At 45.6% G+C, this 23,335-nt stretch carries 19 protein-coding genes and 1 riboswitch; of the genes, 4 read left to right on the plus strand and 15 right to left on the minus strand.

From position 1 onward, the window contains the following. The first annotated feature begins 3 nt into the window (after positions 1–3). Positions 4–1,575 (plus strand): glycoside hydrolase family 31 protein, encoded by a 1,572-nt coding sequence (locus KJS52_RS14815; protein ID WP_213516558.1) that lies wholly within the window; start codon positions 4–6, stop codon positions 1,573–1,575. A 62-nt stretch (positions 1,576–1,637) separates the two neighbouring features. Here KJS52_RS14815 and KJS52_RS14820 read toward each other — a convergent pair whose 3' ends face one another. The 4 genes from KJS52_RS14820 to KJS52_RS14835 all read right to left on the minus strand — a co-directional run bounded on the left by KJS52_RS14820 (position 1,638) and on the right by KJS52_RS14835 (position 4,013). Continuing rightward, positions 1,638–2,318 carry a DUF4166 domain-containing protein gene (locus tag KJS52_RS14820; protein WP_213516560.1) on the minus strand — a complete coding sequence of 227 codons (681 nt, stop codon included), beginning with the start codon at positions 2,316–2,318 and terminating at the stop codon, positions 1,638–1,640. Beyond that, the gene (locus KJS52_RS14825) at positions 2,315–3,229 is read right to left on the minus strand and encodes a DoxX-like family protein (RefSeq protein ID WP_213516561.1); all 915 of its coding nucleotides are present in this window, start codon (positions 3,227–3,229) and stop codon (positions 2,315–2,317) included. The genes KJS52_RS14820 and KJS52_RS14825 overlap by 4 nt, the downstream gene beginning before the upstream one ends. Before the next feature lie 62 nt (positions 3,230–3,291). After that, positions 3,292–3,675, minus strand: coding sequence for a restriction endonuclease (locus tag KJS52_RS14830; protein ID WP_246563590.1), 384 nt, complete (start codon positions 3,673–3,675; stop codon positions 3,292–3,294). An 89-nt stretch (positions 3,676–3,764) separates the two neighbouring features. Continuing rightward, on the minus strand, positions 3,765–4,013 hold the full coding sequence (locus KJS52_RS14835) for a hypothetical protein (RefSeq protein ID WP_213516563.1): 249 nt from the start codon (positions 4,011–4,013) through the stop codon (positions 3,765–3,767). A 300-nt stretch (positions 4,014–4,313) separates the two neighbouring features. Beyond that, positions 4,314–4,466: riboswitch (cyclic di-AMP (ydaO/yuaA leader) on the plus strand. Positions 4,467–5,549: 1,083 nt separating this feature from the next. Here KJS52_RS14835 and KJS52_RS14840 point away from each other — a divergent pair. Next, positions 5,550–6,002 carry a universal stress protein gene (locus tag KJS52_RS14840; RefSeq protein WP_213516564.1) on the plus strand — a complete coding sequence of 151 codons (453 nt, stop codon included), beginning with the start codon at positions 5,550–5,552 and terminating at the stop codon, positions 6,000–6,002. Positions 6,003–6,115: 113 nt separating this feature from the next. On the opposite strand, the gene KJS52_RS14845 is transcribed toward KJS52_RS14840, so the two are convergent. Continuing rightward, on the minus strand, positions 6,116–7,006 hold the full coding sequence (locus KJS52_RS14845; RefSeq protein ID WP_213516566.1) for a carbohydrate ABC transporter permease: 891 nt from the start codon (positions 7,004–7,006) through the stop codon (positions 6,116–6,118). A 13-nt stretch (positions 7,007–7,019) separates the two neighbouring features. Beyond that, the gene (locus KJS52_RS14850; RefSeq protein ID WP_213516568.1) at positions 7,020–7,952 is read right to left on the minus strand and encodes an ABC transporter permease; all 933 of its coding nucleotides are present in this window, start codon (positions 7,950–7,952) and stop codon (positions 7,020–7,022) included. A gap of 152 nt (positions 7,953–8,104) precedes the next feature. Between KJS52_RS14850 and KJS52_RS14855 the strand changes: the two genes are divergently transcribed. Then, positions 8,105–8,458 carry a hypothetical protein gene (locus tag KJS52_RS14855; RefSeq protein ID WP_213516570.1) on the plus strand — a complete coding sequence of 118 codons (354 nt, stop codon included), beginning with the start codon at positions 8,105–8,107 and terminating at the stop codon, positions 8,456–8,458. Positions 8,459–8,749: 291 nt separating this feature from the next. Here KJS52_RS14855 and KJS52_RS14860 read toward each other — a convergent pair whose 3' ends face one another. From KJS52_RS14860 to KJS52_RS14890, 7 genes are all read right to left on the minus strand, one after another. Then, positions 8,750–11,038, minus strand: a complete 2,289-nt coding sequence (locus tag KJS52_RS14860; RefSeq protein ID WP_213516572.1) for a glycoside hydrolase family 2 protein — start codon at positions 11,036–11,038, stop codon at positions 8,750–8,752. Between the two features lie 113 nt (positions 11,039–11,151). Continuing rightward, positions 11,152–12,648, minus strand: a complete 1,497-nt coding sequence (locus KJS52_RS14865) for an ABC transporter substrate-binding protein (protein ID WP_213516574.1) — start codon at positions 12,646–12,648, stop codon at positions 11,152–11,154. A gap of 142 nt (positions 12,649–12,790) precedes the next feature. Beyond that, a complete protein-coding gene (locus KJS52_RS14870) occupies positions 12,791–14,395 on the minus strand; it encodes a response regulator transcription factor (RefSeq protein WP_213516576.1) in 1,605 nt (534 codons plus the stop codon). After that, entirely contained in the window at positions 14,370–16,145 is a 1,776-nt protein-coding gene (locus tag KJS52_RS14875; protein WP_213516578.1) for a sensor histidine kinase, read from the minus strand. Before KJS52_RS14875 ends, KJS52_RS14870 begins: the two co-directional genes overlap by 26 nt. Before the next feature lie 150 nt (positions 16,146–16,295). Continuing rightward, positions 16,296–16,841 carry a GNAT family N-acetyltransferase gene (locus KJS52_RS14880; RefSeq protein WP_213516580.1) on the minus strand — a complete coding sequence of 182 codons (546 nt, stop codon included), beginning with the start codon at positions 16,839–16,841 and terminating at the stop codon, positions 16,296–16,298. A 102-nt stretch (positions 16,842–16,943) separates the two neighbouring features. Next, entirely contained in the window at positions 16,944–17,834 is an 891-nt protein-coding gene (locus tag KJS52_RS14885) for an alpha/beta fold hydrolase (protein WP_213516582.1), read from the minus strand. Continuing rightward, the gene (locus KJS52_RS14890; RefSeq protein ID WP_213516585.1) at positions 17,809–18,591 is read right to left on the minus strand and encodes a MerR family transcriptional regulator; all 783 of its coding nucleotides are present in this window, start codon (positions 18,589–18,591) and stop codon (positions 17,809–17,811) included. Before KJS52_RS14890 ends, KJS52_RS14885 begins: the two co-directional genes overlap by 26 nt. 146 nt (positions 18,592–18,737) lie before the next feature. Between KJS52_RS14890 and KJS52_RS14895 the strand changes: the two genes are divergently transcribed. Continuing rightward, a complete protein-coding gene (locus tag KJS52_RS14895; RefSeq protein WP_213516587.1) occupies positions 18,738–19,256 on the plus strand; it encodes a DUF3231 family protein in 519 nt (172 codons plus the stop codon). A gap of 88 nt (positions 19,257–19,344) precedes the next feature. Here the strand turns inward: KJS52_RS14895 and KJS52_RS14900 are convergent, their stop codons facing one another. Continuing rightward, positions 19,345–20,430 (minus strand): response regulator, encoded by a 1,086-nt coding sequence (locus KJS52_RS14900; RefSeq protein WP_213516589.1) that lies wholly within the window; start codon positions 20,428–20,430, stop codon positions 19,345–19,347. Positions 20,431–20,563: 133 nt separating this feature from the next. Next, on the minus strand, positions 20,564–23,335 hold a 2,772-nt coding region (locus KJS52_RS14905), incomplete at its 5' end, for an S-layer homology domain-containing protein (protein ID WP_213516591.1).

Here is a 23,335-nt window from a genome sequence, read left to right on the forward strand (position 1 = left end):
TATATGAAAACTACAAATCAGTCTGACAATAACGCTGTGCCAACGATAAACAATGACTCAAAGCAGTTATTGCTGGAGCTGTTGCCTGAAGAATGCTGGTGGGGCGGACGAGCCGCGGATGGCAGAAGCATGCCTTATCATTTAGAGGAGTTCAGCGCGGATTTGGACCAAAACCATAAAAGCAATCAAGCTTGTCCACTGCTGCTGTCTAATAAAGGCAGATATATTTGGAGCGAGGAGCCCTTCCATTTTGAATTCAGTCAAGGAAAGCTTTCTGTTCAGGGCGTTGGGCAGCTGTTTCTCGGAGAGGGTCACGAGACATTAAAAGGCGCCTTTCAGCATGCAGCACATCGTTTCTTTCCGCCAGCTCCTGACATTCCCGAGCCGCTGCTGTTTACTGCTCCGCAGTACAATTTATGGATCGAGCTGCTGTATGAGCCTACACAAGCGAAGGTTTTGCAGTATGCGAAAAGCGTGCTCGAGCATGGCATGCCTCCAGGTGTCATTATGATTGATGATAACTGGCATGAGCCGTACGGCACTTGGAAATTTCATTCAGGCCGCTTTCCTGATCCAAAGCAAATGGTGAACGAATTGCATGAAATGGGCTTTAAAGTGATGCTTTGGGTTTGTCCCTTTATTACGGCCGATTCGCTTACCTTTCGCGAGCTCGAGCCGACAGGCATACTGTTAAAGGACCGCAGCGGCAATACTGCGATCCGCAAATGGTGGAACGGCTACAGCGCTGTGCTGGATTGCACGAATCCGGCAGCCGTTGAATGGATTCAAGCGCAGCTTGATAAGCTGCAGCGAGAGTATGGAATCGATGGCTTTAAGCTGGATGCAGGCGACGTAGATTTTTATGAATGCGATGATTTAAGCTACGTGCCGACAAGCCGCAGCGGACATTGCGAAGCATGGGCGAAGGTTGGCTTAAAATACAGTCTGAATGAATATCGTGCTTGCTGGAAGCTGGCAGGCCAGCCGATTGCGCAACGATTAAAGGATAAGGCGCATGAATGGGAGGGCAACGGACTTGATGCACTTATTCCCGATGGCCTTGCGCAAGGCTTGCTCGGCTATGCCTATATTTGCCCGGATATGATTGGCGGAGGAGAATACGGCAGCTTCACTACAGCAAAATTCGATGCTGAGCTGTTTGTACGCTCTGCCCAATGCTCGGCGCTGTTTCCGATGATGCAATTTTCCGCAGCGCCATGGCGTCTGCTGGATGAAACAAATTTACAATATTGTATTGAAGCAGCAAAGCTGCATGCTGCATTTGGAGAAGAAATTTTGCAGCTTGCTATGCATGCCTCGCGCAGCGGCGAGCCGATTGTACGGCATATGGCTTATGAATTTGCCGAAGCTGGAATGGAACATGTTAAGGATCAATTTATGCTGGGCGACTCCTTGCTTGTCGCGCCTGTTATCGTCAAAGGAATGCGAGAACGCAACGTCGTATTCCCGGCCGGCACCTGGATTGGCGATGATGGCAGCGTAGTCGTAGGTCCAACCACTAAGCAAATCGAAGTTCCGCTCAGCAGACTTCCTTATTTCCGCAAATCTGAATAAATGAAAAAAATGCCCTGTGGACAGTCGGACAGTCCACAGGGCATTTCCATTAACTACCTCTTCTATTCCCTGCGCTCCTCGCGCACTGGTTTAACATGCTGCGGGATATCTTGCTCGCTGATTTGGATATATTCCACATCAAAGCTTCCCTTATAACCGAAAATCGGTCCAAACACGCGGTTGCGCACAATGACCTCGATATGGAATTTGTTCGTTGCTTCATCATAGGACTCCACAACATCGGCATATCCGGAAAACAACATCGGAAACGAAAAGGCCACTTTCCCTTCATAGAAATATTGCGCGCCAGATTTCAGCCCTATGCCTCCCGCTTCGGTTGGCTTCATCTCAATTTCAACCGCCAAATGCTGATGCGTGCCCAAGTAATCGATAATTTTGCCGCGCTGCTCGCTATAGATCATCGTAGCGTCAAAGCGTCTTTTTCCGTTCGGAAAATAATAGGTTCTGCACCAGGTAACCGTCTCTCTGCCGAATGAATCGCGATAGGCATAATTTTCGATTGTAAATGGAATATTGCGGCCTCGCTGTGGAAATAAAATATTGCGCCATGTTCCAATATAGAGGAACGGCAGCATATACCATTTTCCGTACCAGACATGCTCCATCGTGCCAGTGCCAATCGAGGCAATCCCATCCTCGCTGCTAAAGCCGAAGCGCTTTTGAATTTGCGGGTGCAGCTTGTTGAATTGCTCGCCTAAGGCTCGCATATAAATAGAACTCATCGCTTGTCCTCCCTTTGCGGGCTAGTTCGGAGACAATGGCTGGCGCTTGCAGCGGGCTCCCGTTCCAGCAAGCAAACAAGCGACAGCATCATCATCGCAACATTTAAAGTAACGGGATTAAACGGCGCAACATAAACGTCTGGGAAAGCTAAACCGCTAAGCAGCAAACCGATTAACAGGCCAATATTGCAGGTATGCAGCAGCTTGCTCCTTAGCAGCAAAATAAATAGCAAGCCAAAAATTATCTCTGCTATTCCAAGGAGTTGCAGAACCAACCGCTCATAGCCGGCAAATAAGGAAAATTGAGCTATTAGTGCAATTTCACCCGAATCGGGAAATAAAAGCTTAGGCACCAAGCCTTGATAAACCCATAAAAAGCATAGTGCAACCGCAATAACAAGCTGTCGCAAGCTGCGATAAAGCGAGCTTCGTGGATGAATGCCGTTTTCAAGCCATAACCGCAAAGCATCAAAGCTCCAGGCCGTGGCCCAGCCCATGAGTGGCCGAAACACAAGCTTGTCAAAATAGCGGCCCAAAGCGCCAAAGCGTATGCGATAATCATATAACGTTAGAAAGATCACCCCGTCCTCAGCAGGAATATAGCGCCAGAAGCCGCTCCCTTCCTTAATTAACGATAAGCGCTGCTCCGTACCGAACACGAGGCTCGAGGTGCGTACGCCATCGCGTTCCTTCGTTCCATACGATTCCCCTTCGCCTGCGATGCTAATGCCGAAGCCGATATTCGTCTTATAAAGAAACCTTTGCCGCTCCTCCTCGCTTTGCTTGGGCAAATAAGTAATCTCGGAAAATCTCAAGTCCCATTGCTGATGAATATCAGGCGTTTGCGTATAGTCCCACACCGTTTCAAGCGGCGCTTTAATCTTCGTTTCTACATAAATTTTATTGCGCATATGGCAGGTTCTCCTGAATTTGAACTTGTTTCCTTTTATTATATTATGCCGGGCTGCGCTTGTTAAACGACTGGACGCCGCTTTCTATTTGGCTGCCATTTCCCCCATGCTTTTAGCTTCTGCTCTAAAACAGCCCCATGCCAATAATCTACTTTAAATTGCTCGGCTTCTTTTTTCGCCTGCGGGGTTAAATCTGAGGTTGTAATAAGCAAGGACAAAATACAATCGTGATTTCGCTTTGCAGCAACTAATTCACGAACAGTCTGTACTTTAACTGTATTATGCTCTGCATAGCACTTTGCTTGTACGGTCGTTTTCTCGCCACGCCGATCAATAATGACCAGATCGACGCCGCCATCATTGCCGCCTACACCTACTTCCTTAACGATATAACCTTGATCTCGGAAATATAAAGCCAGCAGGCGTTCAAACTCAGCCCAAGACAAATCATTTAATTTACTGGATAGGATTATTTCGTCTGCTCTGAGCTTATTCTCTGATCGTCTTGATTTGACTGTGGTAGGACTTGTTTGTTTTATGGATGTTCGTTTGGCTGATGGCTGCTTTGCCTTAGCAGTTTTTGTTCTTTTTTTCTGCTCACGTCTTTTTTAGTCCACATTGTACCTGCAATCTCAGCTAACAGTACCGAACCTATTATAATTCCAATGAAAAATCCCCAGTGCAGACCCGGAATATTAAAATATATAGCCATGCCCCCAAGAATAAATAGCCCTCTTAATACATATGCAATTTGTCTTCCTTCAGCATAATATGTTCTAGCCATGGTTAACTCCTTTTCTAGTTCTACAGATCTACCATTTCTATGAACGATTAGTACTGTAACGTTGCCTATACAATAATCGCACTATTCCCTAATATTCGACATTTATGTAAAATTACCTCTTCTCGCAATCACATTTATAATGATACGTACATGAATATTCTATCTAAGCTTGCACCTTCTAAATTTTTTCACATAGCTTATATAAACAAGACCAGCTTCCCAATGCTTACCTTTATTTAATTTTTCAGCGATCTATTTACATTTTGTCAAAAATAGCTTAGTATGGATTACGATAATTTCATATTGATACTGCTTAATCCTCTATTATAGAGGAGCGGGGGAACCATGGAAGCATTTTTGCTTCAGGGGTGAATTCTTTCTATACAGGAAAGAACGGGTACTCTCAGACCCGAATCCGACAGCTAACCTCGTAAGCGTCATGAGAGAGAGCCTTCATGCACTTTTGGTTTGTCTTTATTAGATCATTCCAGAGCTTGGTAGCGGGATATTTCTCTGCTCCAAGCTCTTTTTAATTAGAGGAAGGTTTAAAAATCCGACTTTGATGACGATGCAGTTTCGTTGGAGTGGATTCGACTGCGAATCTTGAACGCTAGCGAAAACTCCGGTGCTCACGTAGCTTGTGCCTACGCTGCGCTCCTCGTTTTCTACTAGCGTCCAACCTTCTTGATCCTGAAAGCCGAATTTTTAAACCCTCATTGTAATTAGGGAAAGGTTTAAAAATCCGACTTTGATCACGAGGTGTTGCTTCGTAGCTTAGTCGGCGGCGAATCTTGAACGCTAGCGAAAACTCCGGTGCTCACGTAGCTTGTGCCTACGCTGCGCTCCTCACTTTCTAGTATCGTGCCATCTTCTTGGTCCTGAAAGCCAAGCTTTTTAAACCCTCATTGTAATTAGGGGAAGGTTTAAAAATCCGACTTTGATCACGAGGTGTTGCTTCGTAGCTTAGTCGGCGGCGAATATGTCGCGCTACCGAAAGTTCCGGTGCTCACGTAGGTCTATCTACGCTGCGCTCCTCACTTTCTAGTATCGTGCCATCTTCTTGGTCCTGAAAGCCGAATTTTTAAACCCTCATTGTAATTAAGAAGCTTAAAATGCTTAACTTTGATGAGCTACGCTCGCTTCGTAGCGTACCCAACAACAAAAGGCCCAGCGGAGGAGCAAAGCAATCCGTAAAACGTGAGTGGGTCGCCTTTAACATCGTAATGCAACCTTTAAAATTCAAATAAGAAAGCATTTCGATTTAAAAAGCGACTGGAGGTTGCTTTGCTCCGCAGCGCTGATGACGCTACGCTCGCTTCGTAGCGTATCCAACAACAAATGGCCCCAGCGGAGGAGCAAAGCAATCCGTAAAACGAGAGTGGGTCGCCTTTAACATCGTAATGCTACCTTTAAAATTCAAATAAGAGCATTACGATTTAAAAAGCGACTGGAGGATTGTTTTGCTCCGGAGCGCTGACTGGAGGATGCTTTGATCCGCAGCGCTGATTATAACAATCAACAAAGGAGTATCTATCAATGATTTGCGATGAAAAAATTATGGTGTGCGTACATTATGTGCAAAATGGGGAACGGTTGATCCGTCGCGGCGGAGAGCTATCTCAGCTATTTGAGTCTCCACTGTATGTGCTAAGCGTGATCTCCGAGCAGGATGAGCATGACCAGGCTCAAGCGCGTTCACATTGGCAGCGGATTTGTGAGGAATGGGGTGCCGAGCTCATTATTAAGCCGCGCGGACATAAAAAGGTAGCTGAAGCCATTGCCGAAGCCGCCAAGCAGTGCGGCATTACGCAATTGATTATCGGACAGTCAGCACAAACGCGTTGGCAGGAAATTATGCATGGCTCGATCATTAATGAGTTGCTGAATCGGCTTGATGGGGTCGATATCCATGTGGTCGCCGTTCAGCGCATCAATGAAAGCCTGGCTCAGACAAATGATTTGTCGGTTCCAGCTAAGCATGTTAAATAGAATAAGCAGGCGATGCTTGATCACGACGAACTGATCAAACATCGCCTGCTTTCTTATGTCTTCCCTATCCAATACCATACGGTAATGATGCAGTGAGCATGCCGATCAAATGGTTAGCCTTTTACCGCGCCAATCGTCATGCCTTTAACAAAATATTTCTGGAAGAACGGATAAGCGACCAGAATCGGCACGACAGCGATCACAGCAATGGCCATCCGGAAGGTTTCACTTGGCAGCTGCGCAATTTTATCGCCTGCGCTCGCGCTTAAATCGCCGTTGCTGGCAAGAAACTGAATATCGCTCATAATCCGATTCAGTACATTTTGCAGGCTGAATAGCTGCGGATCAGTTACATAAATTAATCCGTTATTCCAATCATTCCAATAGGCAAGGCCTTGGAACAACCCAACAGTCGCAAGAATAGGCAGCGACAACGGCAATACGATTTTGTAATACATTTTAAATTCGCTTGCCCCATCTATGCTGGCCGATTCAAGGACAGGCACTGGTATCGTTGTCATGAAAAATGTACGCATCAGCATCGCATAAAAGCCGTTGAGCAGCAAGCTCGGAACGATGAGCGCCCAAAGCGTGTTCTTCATATCCAGCAGCTGCGTATATACAAGATAAGTCGGTACTAGTCCACCGTTAAAAAGAATAGAGAAGAACAGAAAGAACGCAAAGAAGGTTCCGCCAGGCAAATCGCGCCGCGATAGCGGATAAGCGAGCATTGATGTAATAATCAAGCTGACAATCGTTCCTACGACAGTGATCAGCACCGTGATCCCATAAGCATTAAAAATGAGTGAAGACTGCTGCCACAAATATTCATAGGCCGACAAGCTGAATTGCTTCGGGATAAAGGAATAACCATGCTGTAAAATCGATGTTTCATCCGTAATGGAGGACATCACCAGCAATATGAACGGCAGTATACATGTAAGCGAAAATGATAACAAGATAATATGGGCAATCCATTGCCAGGTTCTAGCTTCTTTATTCATCGTATTCCCCTCCTTAGAACAGCGCGTTTTCTTTATTAATTTTGCGAACGACATAGTTCGATGTAAGCACGAGTATGAAGCCTACAATTGATTGATAGAAGCCTGCGGCTGATGACATGCCGATGTTGCCGAGCTGAAGCAGTCCGCGGAACACATAGGTGTCAATAACATTCGTTGTGCTATACAGTGCTCCCGCATTCATTGGAACCTGATAGAACAAGCCGAAGTCCGAGTAAAAAATTCGCCCGATCTGCAGTAGTGTCAGCATAATAATGACAGGCGTAATGAGTGGAATCGTAATTTGACGAATTTGATGCCATTTCGATGCGCCATCCAGCTTGGCTGCCTCATAATACTCCGGATCAATACCGATAATCGCAGCCAAAAAGATAATACAGGAGTATCCCGCACCCTTCCACACATGGACAAGCGTCAGTATAACAGGCCAGTACTTCGGTTCGTTGTACCAGGAAATCGGATCAATACCGAGTGCAGGCAGCACCGTCTTATTCATAAAGCCTGTTTCCATGCTCAGCATAGAGAATACTAAATAGCTTACAAGCACCATAGAAATTAGAAATGGTAAAATAATAACACTCTGATAAAAACGCGAGGCAAATTTGCTTCTGATCTCATTCAAAAGAATCGCAAAAGCTACAGATACAACGAGCCCAATGACAATAAAGGCCGAGTTGTACAATATTGTATTTCTAGTAATAATGTAAGCATCAGACGTCTGGAACAAAAACTTGAAATTCTCAAGGCCAATCCAATCGCTCGCCAAAATGCCTTTGGCAAAGTTAATATCCTTAAAGGCGATAACGAGTCCAAGCATCGGCAAATAGTTATTGATTAGCAAATACGCTAAACCCGGAAGCATCATAAGATAGAGCGGACTATATTTCCATATTCGCTTGAACGCCGTGCTCTGAGTACGCTTAGTCATTTGTGGTTCCCCTTTCTGTTTCTATGAAATAAGTATCTGTCGTACCTTTATGTTACTGAATAGGGGTCACTGCTCACTACCGTTCCAACGACTTCCGTTATGCACTTTACAGACTATCTGATATACCAAGAACGAAAATGGGGGATATGATGTTGAACATTGAAAAAATTAAAGAACGGCAACAATTGCGGAGAAAAATATTGGAGAAGCTCTACGAGTTGTTTTATTCCGGAGGGCCAGAGTGGCCATCTCAAAACAAAGTTCAAGGCTTGATTGGCACCAAAAAAGAGCTGTACATAGACAGTGAGTATCACAAAGCTTACCACTATTTACTCGCAAAAGAGTATATACAAGTATCGAGTCTCACTCCGAACGCCAAAAAGGCTGCGGATGAGCGGTTAGCGATCATGATTACTGCCAGAGGCATTGATTATGTTGAAGCGATATTGCTAAGTGAGGCTGAGGACAATAAAGGGAGTCTGGAAAGCAAGGTGGATCGCCTTTAAAGCCCGATTCTTCCGCTGATTTCTCAATCGAGTGAAAGTCGGAAAGGCTGGTTAGTCGCTAAGGAAGCTGGATAACGTTATCTATGACATATGAAGCCTTTCTTCATTCTAATGAATGCACAGCGTCTTATTAGGTGGAATTCTCTATAATGAGGCAGATTTCTGCCCATTAACGTTCTACATATTCCTTAGATTTTCTATCGACTCCAACCTCATCATTTAACGTTATCCAGATTCTTTAAACCTTACTTTAACCTTGCTAAGAAGCTTACAGGACAACTGCTTGTCCGTTTACTTGGCAATACGATTAAGCTCACGATTAATAACCGGCAGCAGCTCCGGCGGAATCCCATAAAAAACAAGCTGCGACATTTTCTCGATCGACATAACTCCTTGGGTCACCTCAAAAAACGGGTTATCCGTTACATGTGCAAAGTATTTAAGAAAAACAGCCTTTGCAGCCTCATTGCGATAAAGCTGTTCAATCGTATCATAAATCGAATAATAGCCTTCCTTCACCTCGATTTGCCCAGGTGCGGACAAGTCGAACCGCTCGAACCAGTTGACCACATGCTCTGTTTTCTCTTCCTTCACATAGATATAGCTGCTGTCGCTTTCCAGCACATGACGCAGCATGATTTCATCGGTATAGCGCTCTCCTTGCTCGTCTATTCCTTCAACAGAAATATGGTTGTCTCCCAAGATTAGTCTAACGGCCTTAATGACGTTAAGCGGCTGTCCATCCTTAATTTCCGTCAGCAGCTCGCCGTTCAAATAGACGCGAATATGCTGCAGATTGGATATAACGACAAGATCATTCAGCTGCTCATGTCGGTTGACGAACCTACGTCCAGCCAAGTGTACAAATGGCGACTTCGACCAATAAGCCTTGCACAGGTAGAAGGCATCCTTCTTCAAGCTCCGATCAATCGTAACCAGCCCTTTCAGGTTTTTGCCGACTTCCCCGCCTTCCTTGCGGTTGGCGCTTCCGAAATCAAACATATTCCATACATAGCCGCCAAGCACATACGGTCTTGCCTTAAAGGTCTCCAGCGCGTTATGGTGGAACAGCAGCTGATACTCCTCTGTGTAATCCTGTACCTGCGGCGTGTAGGAATGGTAGTTTGGATTCGTATCAACACCATACTCCGAGACGAGTACAGGCTTGTCTGGTCTTGTGCGATGGAAGTCGTCGAGTCGCTCGCCCAAATCCTTAATTTCTCCGTAGTACCAGCCATAATATAAGTTGTAGCCAACAAGATCGGTAAAAGTGTTAATAATACTGTCATCAGCTACGCCATTAATATTCGCCTGTGCAACGAAGCGGCTTGGGTCCAGCCTTCTGGCTTCTGCCACCAGCTCCTTGATGATGCGATACGTATTTTCCGTCTCGACGGCAATCGTAATTTCATTTTGTACGCCCCAGCAATAAATCGAGCTGTGGTTATAGGCCTGCTTGATCAGAAGCTCCAGCTGCTCGAACGCATTGCGGCTGTCCGGATCAAGCGTAGAAGGAAAGCTGATATAAGGAATCTCTGCCCAAACGAGCAAGCCATAACGGTCGCACAGGCTGTAAAAGTAGTCATCATGCTGATAATGCGCAAGCCGAATACTGTTAGCTCCGACCTCGCGAATAAGCTCCATATCCAGCTCCATATGCGCTTTCGTAATCGCATTTCCGATTCCGCCAAAGTCTTGGTGACGGCATACGCCGTTGATCTTGATCGGTTTTCCGTTCAGGATGACGCCTTGGTCAGCAGTAAGTTCTACTGTGCGAAACCCGATTTCAATCTGTCTCGTATCAACGATTTGCTCCTGTACAATCGCACGAATTTCAGCCGTGTATAAATACGGCTGCTCTATCCCATCCCAGAGCACCGGATTACAAATTGATCCGCTTAACTCAAACTCAGCTGCATCCGCGACAGCCAACTCCTGGCTATCCTCCCATACGACAGCTCCCTCGTGGTCCTTCAGCTGCACCAGCACGCGCCCATTGGCAGATGCTGCGGCTTCATTGACAAGCCGACCGCGCACATCGAGACGAAATACTCCTTCTCCGCTGCTTGCTTGAGTCAGATAGACGCCATCTCGACTATTGTCCATCACATCAAAATGAATATCATCCATCACCAGCAGCTTTACCTCACGGTACAGCCCGCCGTAAAATGTAAAATCAGCGCCAAGCGGATATACTTCATTGTTGTAGCTGTTGTCCACCTTAATCGCCAGCAAATTGTCGCCCTGCTTCAAATGTGGCGTTAATGCTGCGCGAAACATGGCATAGCCACAACGGCTTTCAGCTGCGAGCTGTCCATTAATATAAACCTCGCCCATATTGCCAGCTGCCCCGATCTCCAAATAAATGCGCTTGCTTAAATCCTCGGCGTTGATCGTTAATACCTTTTGGTACCAGCATGCTCCTCGGTAATAGGCTTCCGCTCCGCCTTGACCGTCGCTGTCATTCCACGTATGCGGCAGCGTAACGGGCTGACCTTGTACAATAGTCTGCCTGCTGTAAGCAGGGCTATCGGTCTTAGTAAATGTCCAGTTATCATTGAATGAAATTGTTTTCGGCATGATGCATCCTCTTTTCCTCATTTCTAAAAAATAGCCCGCCAAACTGAATCGTTGACGGGCTGCTAAACCTGGTAATGTCGTGTTACTTATTTGTTGCTTATTTGTCGTGTTGCTTATTTGCTGGCTGCCGCCCATTCATCAAGCTGTTTTTGCTTCTCAGCGATAACCTTCTCGATCCCTGCGGATTTCAGCTTGGAAATAAACTCTGGCAATACGACATCAGGATCGACACTGCCTGTTTCAAGCGGAAGCTTGTATTGGGTCACGACGTTGGTAACTGCGGCATATTCTGTCTTTACAGGTGTGGCGTCAAACGTAAAGCCAAGTGCCTTCGACTTAATCGCCGATTCGTTAAATGCTTCTGTTTCCTTCCAAATGTTCGGATCATTGCCAGTGAATACATGAGACAAAAACTGATTGCCGAACAGATAGCCCATATTCATGCTGTAGCCTGAAGTTGCAGCATCCACGCCTTCAGGAAAATCAATGACATTATCGGATTGGACAACATAATGCGTCCCTTCTATTCCCCAGTTAAACAAGTTAACAATGTCTTTATCCGTATACATCAAATTAAGAAACTCCATTGCTTTCTCTGGAACCTTGGAATTAATCGGGATGCCCCACATAATTCCGGTTACATTGGTTGTAGTGGAAACAGGCTGAACTAAAGTAGTCGTCACGACAGGGACGCCGCTGCTTTTTGACTCCTGTTCCTCAAAGCCAGGCTTCATATTGGAAAAATAAGCGAAGCCGCGGTTAGACTTCAATAAATCAAATTGCGAGGTCTTATTAGTAGCAGCATCCTTCAAAATCAAATCTGAAGAGTACCAGCTGCGCATTTTGCGAACGAACTCCGCATATTCCTCTGTTTCATACAAATTCACAACCTGCAAATCATTGTCGTAATTCGGCAATACGCCGATGGAATCGCCAAGCTGATCGAACCAGCGATAGGAATCAAGCATCGTTCTGCCGATATTGCCCGGAACAAGCGGAGTCAGATTCGGCTCCTTTTCTTTAACCAGCTTCAATACAGCCTCCACATCATCCAATGTCTTGATGCTGCTGACATCGATTTGATGCTTCTCTACGAGATCCTTGCGCATCGTCAGCCCTTGGCTGGCAGCAAAATCGCGAATCGTTGGCACGCCATATACCGAGCCTGAGATACGTGATGCATTGAGATAGATTGGATCCATTGCATCCTTGATGCCTTGTCCATGAGAATCGAGCAAGCTATCCAGCTCAATAATTTGTCCTTTCGCTACAAGTCCGCTGTAGAGCGTGCTGGTAACGACCATCAAATCCAGCTTCTCGCCGCTGCTTAGCATCAGATTGACCTGCTGCTCCCAGTTGCCAAAGCTGATCGGCGTTAATTTGACCGTTGCATTGATTTTTTCCTTGGCAATCGCATTGATCGAATCTTGCACAAGCGAAAGATCTTTAGGAACTGATCCAAAAATAGGATACGCTACATCCAGCACCACCGTTGTATCCGTGGAAGAATCTCCTCCCGAGCTGCTGCCCGTATTATTGCCTCCGCATGCTGACAAGAAGAGCATCGCTCCTATTACGAGTGCACTTATTACTGTTAGCCCCTTCTTCATCGTACTCCCCCTATTGCCATATTGTCGTTCACCTTGAAACCGCTTGCGAGCAAGTGGTAGCAAAGTGAATATGTGCTAATTGTACTGCCGCCGGATTAAGCATTCCGCTCTGAGCACGACTTTTCAATGTGCATTTGCAGACTTAGTGCTGCTGTGCTTGCTGATGCAGCTGGCGATATTCGTTGGGATTGAGGCTTGTATGCTTTTTAAACATCCGTGAAAAGTGAGAGAAGTTCGCATAGCCGATATGCGCTGCAACGGCGCCAATCGGCATGTCAGACTTGGCCAGCAGCTCTTGAGCCAGCTTTAATCTTTCCTGAAACAAGAAGTCGGAAATCGCCATTCCGACCTCCTTTTTGAAAATTCGATTTAGATAGTCAGGATTCAAAAACACATGATTGGCGATATCCTCACGTGACAAATCCTCGGCGATATGCCCTTTAATATAGCTGATAACCCGACTAACGACACTATTCGATTTCTCGACAGTGTTAACATACTCCGACGCTCTGTTTACAACATGCTTCATCCAGGCTATTAAATCGGTAACAGATCGAGTCGCATTTGCCGAAAAATCCAATGATCGCGGATCGCTAAACAATTGATGCGCATGAATCCCTTTTTTCTGAAGCGCAACGTACATCATTTGCTGAAAATTTTGCTGGAATTGATAGAGCAGCATGACATCCATTATTTCTCGCTGCAGTAGTTTCTCCAAATAATTTATCGCTTCCTGCAAGGCTTTATCGTACTCACCTTCATTAAGCATTGCAGACCAAACCGTTGTATCTGGAAGCTCATAATAGGCAGAACGCAGCGAAGCGCTGGAAATGTGAAACACTTTATTGTTGTATGCAACATTGTTGCGCTCAAACTCACGAAGACGATTAACCATGCCGAACATATCCTGTCCGCCAACCGCATCGCCAATATAGCAGGATAAATCACATGAAAAATAGCTTTTACAGTCCGCGACATAGCGTTCGCATTGCCCGGTTAGAGCTGATTCAAAATTGCCATCGCTGCTTGCGTCCAGAATCGCGAGCAGCCTGCCGCTGTCCAACGAGATTATTTGCCCGTTTCGATGATTGCCAACGAGCAGCTCCTCAGCGGCATTTTTAAGCGCATACTCCATTATTTTTTGCTCGCGCAGCGTAAGCTCCTTATGCCATCGCTGCACGCCAATCAACACAGGGATAAAGGTCATCGAATCATCGTATGGAATGTTGCGCTCAGCCGCAGCGCGCTTGACCGCCTCTGCATGCGGAGGAATAACCTGATGAATCAGATCAAGCCAAAACCGCTCAATCAGCACAGGCTGATGCTGAAACCAAAATTGGCCGTATTGGCTAAATTGAGCAGCTTTCGTATCTTCTTGAATTTTCTCGATCGCTTTCTGTATCGTTTGCTCCAGCTCCGGGAAGGGTACAGGCTTTAGCATATAGTCAAAGCTGCCAAGCTGAATTGCTTGCTTGGCATACTTAAAATCAGCATGACATGTCAGAAAGATGATTGCCGTTCGCGGATAGTGCTCTCTTACCCATTCGGCCAGCTGCAGTCCCGTAGCCTGTGGCATCTCAATATCGCAAAGCAAAATATCTACCTGCTCACTCTTAAAAACTTCCTTTGCCTGCTGTACGGTAAAAGCCGAAAATACTGCTGATATGCCTAGCTTGGGCCATTCAACGCCAGAGCGAATCCCTTCAACTGCATGAATTTCATCATCTACGATTAAAAGCTGAAGCATGTCCATGTCCTCCTCCTTCTGCATATTTCGAATGATAGGGAATCCGAATCTCTACTACCGCACCGTGCGGAAGATCATTATAACAGGAGATCGACGCTTGATCATCATACAAAAGCTGCAATCTTCTATGGACATTCCATATTCCGATATGCTCGCCTTCCTCATCTATCACTTTGTTGCCTGAGCGAATCTCCGCCAAGGCATGCTCGGAAAAGCCTTTTCCCGTATCACGAACGATTATTTCTACGTATGGCTCTGTTCCTGTTTCTATTAAATCGATCGATACCGCGATATGAAGCGGCTTGTCCAGCGTCATGCCATGCTTAATTGAATTTTCAAGCAGCGACTGGATGACCAAAGGCGGTACTGGAAACGGCTCCAGAAAATCCACCGTATCAATCGAGCAGCTAAGCGCTTTAGGAAAGCGCAGCTCCTGGATGCGAACATAATTGCGCACATGCTGCAGCTCCTCTCGCAGCAGTACAAATTTCAAATTGCTTTGAAACATAAAGCGAAAATAGCGAACCAGACAGATGGTCAGCTCCTGAATCAACTCGTAGTTTTTCACCTGCGCCAAATTATATAAAATATTTAGGGAATTCATAAAGAAATGCGGATTTATTTGCAGCTGCAAATGCTGCAGCTCTGCTCTTTGCTTATTGATTTGCTCCTCATACACATTAATTTTCAGCTCTTCAATTTGCGTCATCATCGTATTGAAGGTTCGGTTTACCATTTGAATTTCGTCCGATGCCGGATAAGTCTCGACCCGAACGTTCACATTTCCGGTGTTAATTCGCTTCATAACGACAATCAGCCGCTTTAAAGGCACGAGAACAATGCGGCGCAGCAAATATAAGCTAATCGGCACTAATCCGATTGATGCAATCGAGATCATTAAAATCAAGCGCGATAAATTCGGCAGGTTTTGCAAAATTTGTTGGTCCGGTATAACCGCAACCAGGCTGAAATCGCCTATCTGCGATGGTTCCCCGACGATTAGCAAATTATTCTTGTCGCCCGATCGATAGTATGAGCTGAAGTCCTTCGTCAGGTCGAGTTGATCGTCCGTAATTGGATTGGTGCTTACCATCATCTCCCCTGCTTCTGAAACGAGCAGCGCGCTGCCTTCTTTCCCCAAGTCGATAAGATGAAGCGGAATAAGCAGCGTCTTCGCATTGACCCAGGCGCCAATATAAAGATCGTCCGATTGCAAAATTCGCAGCGTATAGTAATCCTTACCAATCTGCCATACGATCCAGCGATTCCCTCCGTTCTCCGCAAGATCAGGCTTGCTCTCAAGAAACTGATGCAGCCGCTGTTCAACCTGCTCTCGCTCAGCATACGGAACAGTCGAGTTAAACACATCAAGCAAATCGCCGCGCGACTTGGAATAGACAAAAAATGCATCGACAGTCTTGTATAATACAACATCCGAAGCTAGTTTATTGGCAACACTGTGCTTCGCTAATTGATACTCATTTTCCGTATTGGGATCATTCATCAGCTGAAGATCAAAATCAGACAGCAGGCTAATGAGATTGCGGTCGGCATCTTTTAGTTGCGAGTCGATTTGTCCCATGTAAAGCGAGATTAGATTTCGATTGGATAGTGCAACCTGGTCATGAACGACCTGCATGCTGTAAAAATTGTTGTAAATCAGCAGTGTAATTAAAGGCACGGTAACAAGCAGCACACCCAGCACTAGCTTAAAACGTATCGAATTCCATGGAATATTCGGGATTTTCATAAGCCTTCTCCCCGTGTTCAAAGTTAAAAAACTGCCGAGATAAGCTCGACAGTTCTCCTACACCCTTATTTTCAGTTTTATCTCGACGGAATAATCTTAATCGATTATAAAATAACCGTCTACCGTTTGCACGACCTGGCATTGTGCATTTCACGACTTAACTGGCTTCATATACTCACGCTGTAACAGCCCCATATGAATTATATCATGCCATGTTCCGTCTCTAAATAAGCATTCCCGGCTGCTGCCCTCCTGCTGAAAGCCTATTTTCTTGTATAAATGAATCGCTCTTTCATTAAAAGAAAAGACTCTGAGTGAAACTCGATGCAAATTCATTTCAGAAAAGGCGTAGTCCAACAGCAAGGTTAAAGCTTCAGCGCCATAGCCCTTTCCCCAATAATCCGTTTCGCCGATATCAATAATGCACTCAGCGTTTCTGTTTTTATAGTCAATATTGATTAAGGACGTAATGCCAATCGGAATGTCCTCTGTTTTGTCCACAATAATATAGCTCTTGGCTGCGTGAGATCCCAAAATCACTTGCTCGACGAATGCGATCGTTTCCTCTGTTGAATAAAGATCCAGCGAAGGATTGGTGTATCGCATTACTTCGATATTGTTGCGCCAAGCGTCATACAGCTCCGCATCTCCCGTCGTTATTTTTCTAAAGTAAATACGTGATGATTCAAATAGCATAATTGTCACTCTCCCCAAGCATCATTTTGCCTCTCGCTATTCAATTGCTGTTTCATCTATAATCATATGCTGCATTGTAGTTTGATTGCAGCAATTTCTTGTTTATTCCTTCAGTCGTTGCAATAGCGCTGTCCAAATCCCTTCGTCCTCGCATAGAGAATGTCCCGCCTTCTCTATAGCGACAAAGTGACAATTGGGTACTTGCGCGACTGCTTGCTTAATGGCAGCAAATGGCGCCATCGTATCCTGCTCTCCATGAAACACATGGAGCGGAATTTGAATATCGCGCAGTTCAAATCCCCATGGCTGGCCCATCAGCACCTGCTCACGCACGGTTTCGGCAGGTCCTTGACGATGAGCCTCACGAAGATGCAGCATCGTACTTTCCAGCTGCTCATCGGTTTGAAGAAAGGACCGGTCCCATTCCGGCAAATGTGAATTTCCTGATTGCAGGCTTCGTTTAAATTTCTCCGGCTGTGTATCTATCAGCTTTATTTGTCCTGAAAACACTGCTCTCATCAGCCACGGAGCATTTCGACTTAGCCAAAAAGCGATCCTGTTCGGCTTCGACATCGAAGCTGGCGGCTTGCCATTTTCAAAGGGCGCAACGCTTGCTACCATTGCGGCGGAGCGTATTCCTCCAAGCGCTCGATACGCGCACGCTGCCGCATAAGCCCCGCCTCCCGAAACACCGAGCACTGAATACGCCTCAATTCCCAGGCAGCGCACAGCCTCTGCAACATCGTCTGCCCATGAGAGCAAGGTGCGGCCAGGCTTTGGATCCGATGCGCCAAAGCCTGGTCGATCAAAGGCGATTAGCCGAATGCCCAAATGCTTTGCATATTCATCATCACCGATAAACCATATTCGACTGCCGGGTGTACCATGAAACAGCAAAATCGGATATCCATCCGGCTGTCCATACTCCATATACGCCAGCTTCCGTCCGTCCAGCAAAGTTAAAGTTTCACCTGTTATTTTCACTTTTCTCATCTCCCTGCCTCATGCCGAACTTATTCATATAATGAGCCATCGCCTGCTCCAGCCACTCCACTTCCTTATCCGTAAACGGTACTTCTACCATACGCTCAAGCTGTGTAAACTTATCTGGATCAATTTCTTGCAAACGGTCAATCATATCCTGATCGACATAATGAAGTAATTGCTTAACATAAGAACCAACCATCGCTTCTACTTCAGGTGCATCAGGCGGTAAGCCTGCCAGCTGCTTTACCTCTCGCGTCAGCCCAACAAACTGCTGATCCAGCTGGTTTACTTCTTTCATGGAAATATTAAATAAATTGCTGGCTGCCTTTTCAGATAGATGACGGGCAATCCAGTCGCGCTGATTTCCTTCCTGCTGCATGTTGCGAATGAAGCTGAATAATGTATGGTGCTCCAGCTCTCCTTCATCATGCACAACAGCAATGATGCGCTCGATAGCCTGCATCGACGCCTCCAGCTCCTGTTTCTTGGCGTCAAGCGCCAGCTTATGCAGCTCAAGCATTTCGAGTATTGAAACATCGTAGCTGGAATATTGCAGCAGCGAGCGTATCTGTTCGAGGCTGAAGCCGCAAAACTTTAGACTTACAATTTTTTGCAGCTGCTCGACATCTTTATTTCGGTACAATCTGCGGCCATTGGGCTGCTTTTCTGGCCTTAATAAGCCAATTTCATCGTAATAATGCAGCGTCCTGATTGGAATGCCAGTCAACTCAGAAAACTTTCCGATCGAGTATGTCTCACCCATATAGAGGAAGCCTCCTTTCATATTTCCATTATAAATTCTACAGCTACTGTAGGTTCAAGTGCTTTTGCAATAAAACAATAGATAACTGATGCATAGTTCCTACTTGTTGAGGCATTATATCATTGAAATAAAAAAGGAGGGATAAAATGGGCATACTAAGTGGAAATCCAAAAGAAGAGCCTATGCACTATGGCGAAATTTTTAATGTTTGGAGCTACTCGCTTGCAGCTAAAGGCAAAATCTCTTGTTACCATACTCTGCTTCAGCATACTGGAGACGCTGATCTAAAAAAGCTGCTGGACGACCTAATTGACGAGGCTAAGCTGGAAGCAGCTGAATGTGACCAGCTGCTAAGTGAACATGAATTAGTTCCAGCACCGTTCTTGCCGGAAAAGCCAAAAGCTGCTTTAGAGGAAATTCCTGTTGGAGCAAGATTCAGCGATCCTGAGATTGGGTCAGCAATCGCGATGGATAATGTGGCTGCTCTTGTAGCCTGCAGTCAAGCAATGGGAGCTGCAATTCGTGAAGATATCGGAGCATTATTTGCGAAATACCACGCTTCAAAAACTGCATTAGCCGTGCGAATTCTAAGAATGAATAAAGAAAAAGGCTGGCTAATTCCCCCGCCTCTGCAGCTGAAAAAAGCTGACAAAGTCGAAGCATAAAGGCTAACAGCAAAGAAGCTGTATCCACAATAGTCCTTTACAAGACTTGGCATACAGCTTCTTCTTATTATGTATTAGAGCAAAACGATTATTCCCACTCCTTCTCTGATCTGGAGGATAACAGCCAATACTGCTCTTCTACTCCTCCTTTATCCCCTAAGGAATCGTATAGCTCAATTAATGTAAAGTATGTTTCTTCTTCATCGGGAAGCTGCTGTTGCACCGTTCTGTATACCTGAACTGCCTTTTCCGTCATTCCATGTTCAATATATAGCTTGCCCAAGCTTTTGGCATGATTTAACCACAATAGCCGAAGCCGTTCCCGTTCGTATTCAGCCCATAAGTACTCATAATCTCCTAAATAATTCCCTTCAAACTGCTGGAAGATGCGCTCATACTCCTCAACAAGCTCCAAACTTGGAGCAGCTAGCTGCTTAAGCTCGTTCTCCCATTCCTCTACATCCACTTGAGCCTCTCCAACTGATAGTCTATATCCAGTCTCTAAATCTACACTATTGATCGTAATCATATCCATTCCGATCTTTTTTAGCGTTTGACGAATATGATAAATTGTCGTGTAAAGCTGCTGCTGTGCTCTTGGCACTTCAAGATTGGGCCATAAAAGCTCCGTCAGCAGGCTTCGATCGACAGCTCGACCGCGGTTATGCAGTAGAAAAGCAAACAGCTCGCGCGCTTTGCTCGTGCGCCATTTAATCGTTTGAGGCTCTTCTCCTGGGAGCTGGTAGCGAATTTGGTTGAAGCAAAATAAAAAAGGCTTGGCGACTTCCTTCGGCTGACTCTCGCCTTTAATTTTAATCTTTTCACGCAAACGCTGCATGGTCAGCTTTAAACGATCCGAATTTACCGGCTTCATAATGTAATCTATTGCGTAAAGCTCAAAGGCTCGCACTGCATAGCGATCGTAGGCAGTTACAAATACGATTTCGATATTAGGCATAGATGACTGTATACGCTCCCCTAGCTTTAAGCCATCGACTTCAGGCATATGAATATCAAGAAAAACAACATCTGGCTGATGTCTGGTTACCATTTCAACCACATCATATGGATTGGAGCAGGTTTCGACAACGTCAACTCCATTGATGTCATGTTCGAATATTCTCTTAAGCTGCAACAGAGCCAATTGCTCATCATCCACAAGTATGGCTCTCATCACTATCTCCTTCCTGTTCGAACTTCTAGCATTATAAGCTTACCACGTTTTTGTTGAAATTTGTCGTATTTTTCCTAAACAATATAAAACAACCGCCACCGGTTGTAAAAACCGATAGCGGCTGCTTTCCTGATTAATCTATAAGCTGCGTTGCTTTCAGCAATCTTTGGATCAAGGCTGCCGCTTCGGCACGCGTCATTTTACCTTTTGGATCAAGCAATTGCTCGCTCTTTCCTTCGGTAATACCTTGAGAGATCAGCATAGCAACTGCTTCTTTCGCCCATGGTGCTACTTTATCAGCATCACCATACGTAGCAAGTACAGCGTTAATTTGATCTTCACTCATAGATGCTTCAGGGTTAATCAACTGGAAGCTGCGATAGATCATCGCCATTCCTTGCTCTCTTGTAATTTCAAGGTCGCCATGGAACGCGCCATCATTGTAACCAAGCACGATACCAAAATCATTAGCAATCGTAACGGCATCATGGAACCATGTTGCTGATGACACATCGTGGAATTTGTTTTGCTCCACATCCAAATGCATTAGACCTAATCCTTTAACTACAAAGACAGCAAATTCAGAGCGTGTAATAACACGGTCAGGCGTGAAGTTGTTATTTCCTGTTCCTTCAATAACCAGTCTTGCTGCCATGTTATTTACACTTTCTTTAGCCCAGTGCGTTTTCACATCATCCAAATCTCTAGGATTCCAGATGACAGAGTACGTTCCGTAGCTGCGCAAATCATTAATTTGAGCAAAGTAACGATTGTTTAGCTTCGTTACAACTGTTGGAACGTGGAATACCGTACCGTCCGGCTTAATCACTACGCCAGTTGTAATACGGTTCGGATCGATGCCTTCTGGAAGTGCAATGTACTTCACAGCATAGCCGGCTAACAGATCCGCTTGATTCGTTTGACCATTGTGTGCAAAAGTCAAATCAATCTCAACAGGATGGACTAGCAGCTCATAGCCTTTTGCAGCCACCTGTTCTTTGGCAAGGTTCGCCAAAGCTTCTGTAGAACGCTTGATGTTGATATTAACGGCAATTTCGCTAAGAGGTGTATCGCCAAATTGGCTTACAATCTCATTTAGCTTTAATTGATCTGTTGGGATTGGATAGATTGCAAGCAGATCTTCAATGTTCAGGCTAGAGCCAGTATCTGCAAGCTTCTTCAGATCCTCAACAGTCAAGCCTTGAATATCAACATCTCCACTACCAGGGACTTGAATGCCAAGCTTCTGGCCTTTGCTTTCGTTAAGAATGCCGGAAAGCTTGTCTCTATCCACTTTGACCGTAATTTGTGTACGATCACCTGATTGAACAGTTGTAGCCGATGCGAACGGAACCTTCGAATCGTCAACTGTGGAAATGATTGGGCTCTCTGGCGTTGGCGTTGGAACTGGTGTTGGAACAGTACCGCCACCGTTGCCTGGAGAAGTTGGTGCTTTTACTAGTTTCGCATATGCATCTAATAGAGCAGCTAGTGCGCTGTCTACTTCTGCTTGTGTTGCATTCGGATCAGCAAGGACAGCTTTCGCTGCTGCTTGTGCAGCTTGCAAAGCTCTCCAGCTATCAACAGTGTATTCGGAGCCTTTTAGCGTACCTGCTTCGATCGCTTCGTCGATCTCATCAGATTTTGCTTGAAGAGCTTCTTTGTTTACTACTTCTGGCACTGTTGGTTCTTTGACTAGTTTAGCATGTGCATCAGTTAGGGCAGCTAGTGCGCTGTCTACTTCTGCTTGTGTTGCATCCGCATCAGCTAGAACTGCTTTTGCTGCTGCTTGTGCATCTTGTAGTGCTTTCCAGCTGTCAGCTGTGTAGTCTGATCCTTTTAGCGTGCCTGCTTCGATCGCTTTGTCGATCTCATCAGCTTTTGCTTGAAGCTTAGACTTGTCTACCGCTGGCGCTGTTGGTACTGGTACAAGCTTCTCATGTGCATCTGTTAGAGCAGCTAGTGCATCGTCTACCTGCTTTTGCGTTGCATTTGCATCAGCTAGAACTGCTTTTGCTGCTGCTTGTGCATCTTGTAGTGCTTTCCAGCTATCAACAGTGTAGTCTGATCCTTTTAGCGTGCCTGCTTCGATCGCTTTGTCGATCTCGTCAGATTTTGCTTGAAGCTTAGACTTGTCTACTGCTGGTACTGTTGGTACTGGTACAAGATTCTCATGTGCATCTGTTAGAGCAGCTAGTGCATCGTCTACCTGCTTTTGCGTTGCATTTGCATCAGCTAGAACTGCTTTTGCTTCTGTCAACGCTTCTTCTAATGCTTGCCAGCTTGCTTCTGTGTACGCCTCTTCTTTCAGCTCACCTGTTGAAATCGCTTCGTCGACTTCTTCAGATTTCGCCTCAAGTTTAGACTTGTCTACTGTCGGCACTACTGGTACTGGCACTAGGTTCTCATGCGCTGTTTCCAATGCTTCTAGAGCTGCATTGACTTCTTCTTGTGTTGCAGTTGGATCTGCAAGTACTGCTTTCGCTTCTGTCAACGCTTCTTCTAATGCTTGCCAGCTTGCTTCTGTGTACGCCTCTTCTTTCAGCTCACCTGTTGAAATCGCTTCGTCGATTTCTTCAGATTTCGCCTCAAGTTTAGACTTGTCTACTGTCGGCACTACTGGTACTGGCACTAGGTTCTCATGCGCTGTTTCCAATGCTTCTAGAGCTGCATTGACTTCTTCTTGTGTTGCAGTTGGATCTGCAAGTACTGCTTTCGCTTCTGTCAACGCTTCTTCTAATGCTTGCCAGCTTGCTTCTGTGTACGCCTCTTCCTTCAGCTCACCTGTTGAAATCGCTTCGTCGATTTCTTCAGATTTCGCCTCAAGTTTAGACTTGTCTACTGTCGGCACTACTGGTACTGGCACTAGGTTCTCATGCGCTGTTTCCAATGCTTCTAGAGCTGC

The organism is Paenibacillus montaniterrae, from assembly GCF_018403185.1.
Classification (GTDB): domain Bacteria; phylum Bacillota; class Bacilli; order Paenibacillales; family Paenibacillaceae; genus Pristimantibacillus; species Pristimantibacillus montaniterrae.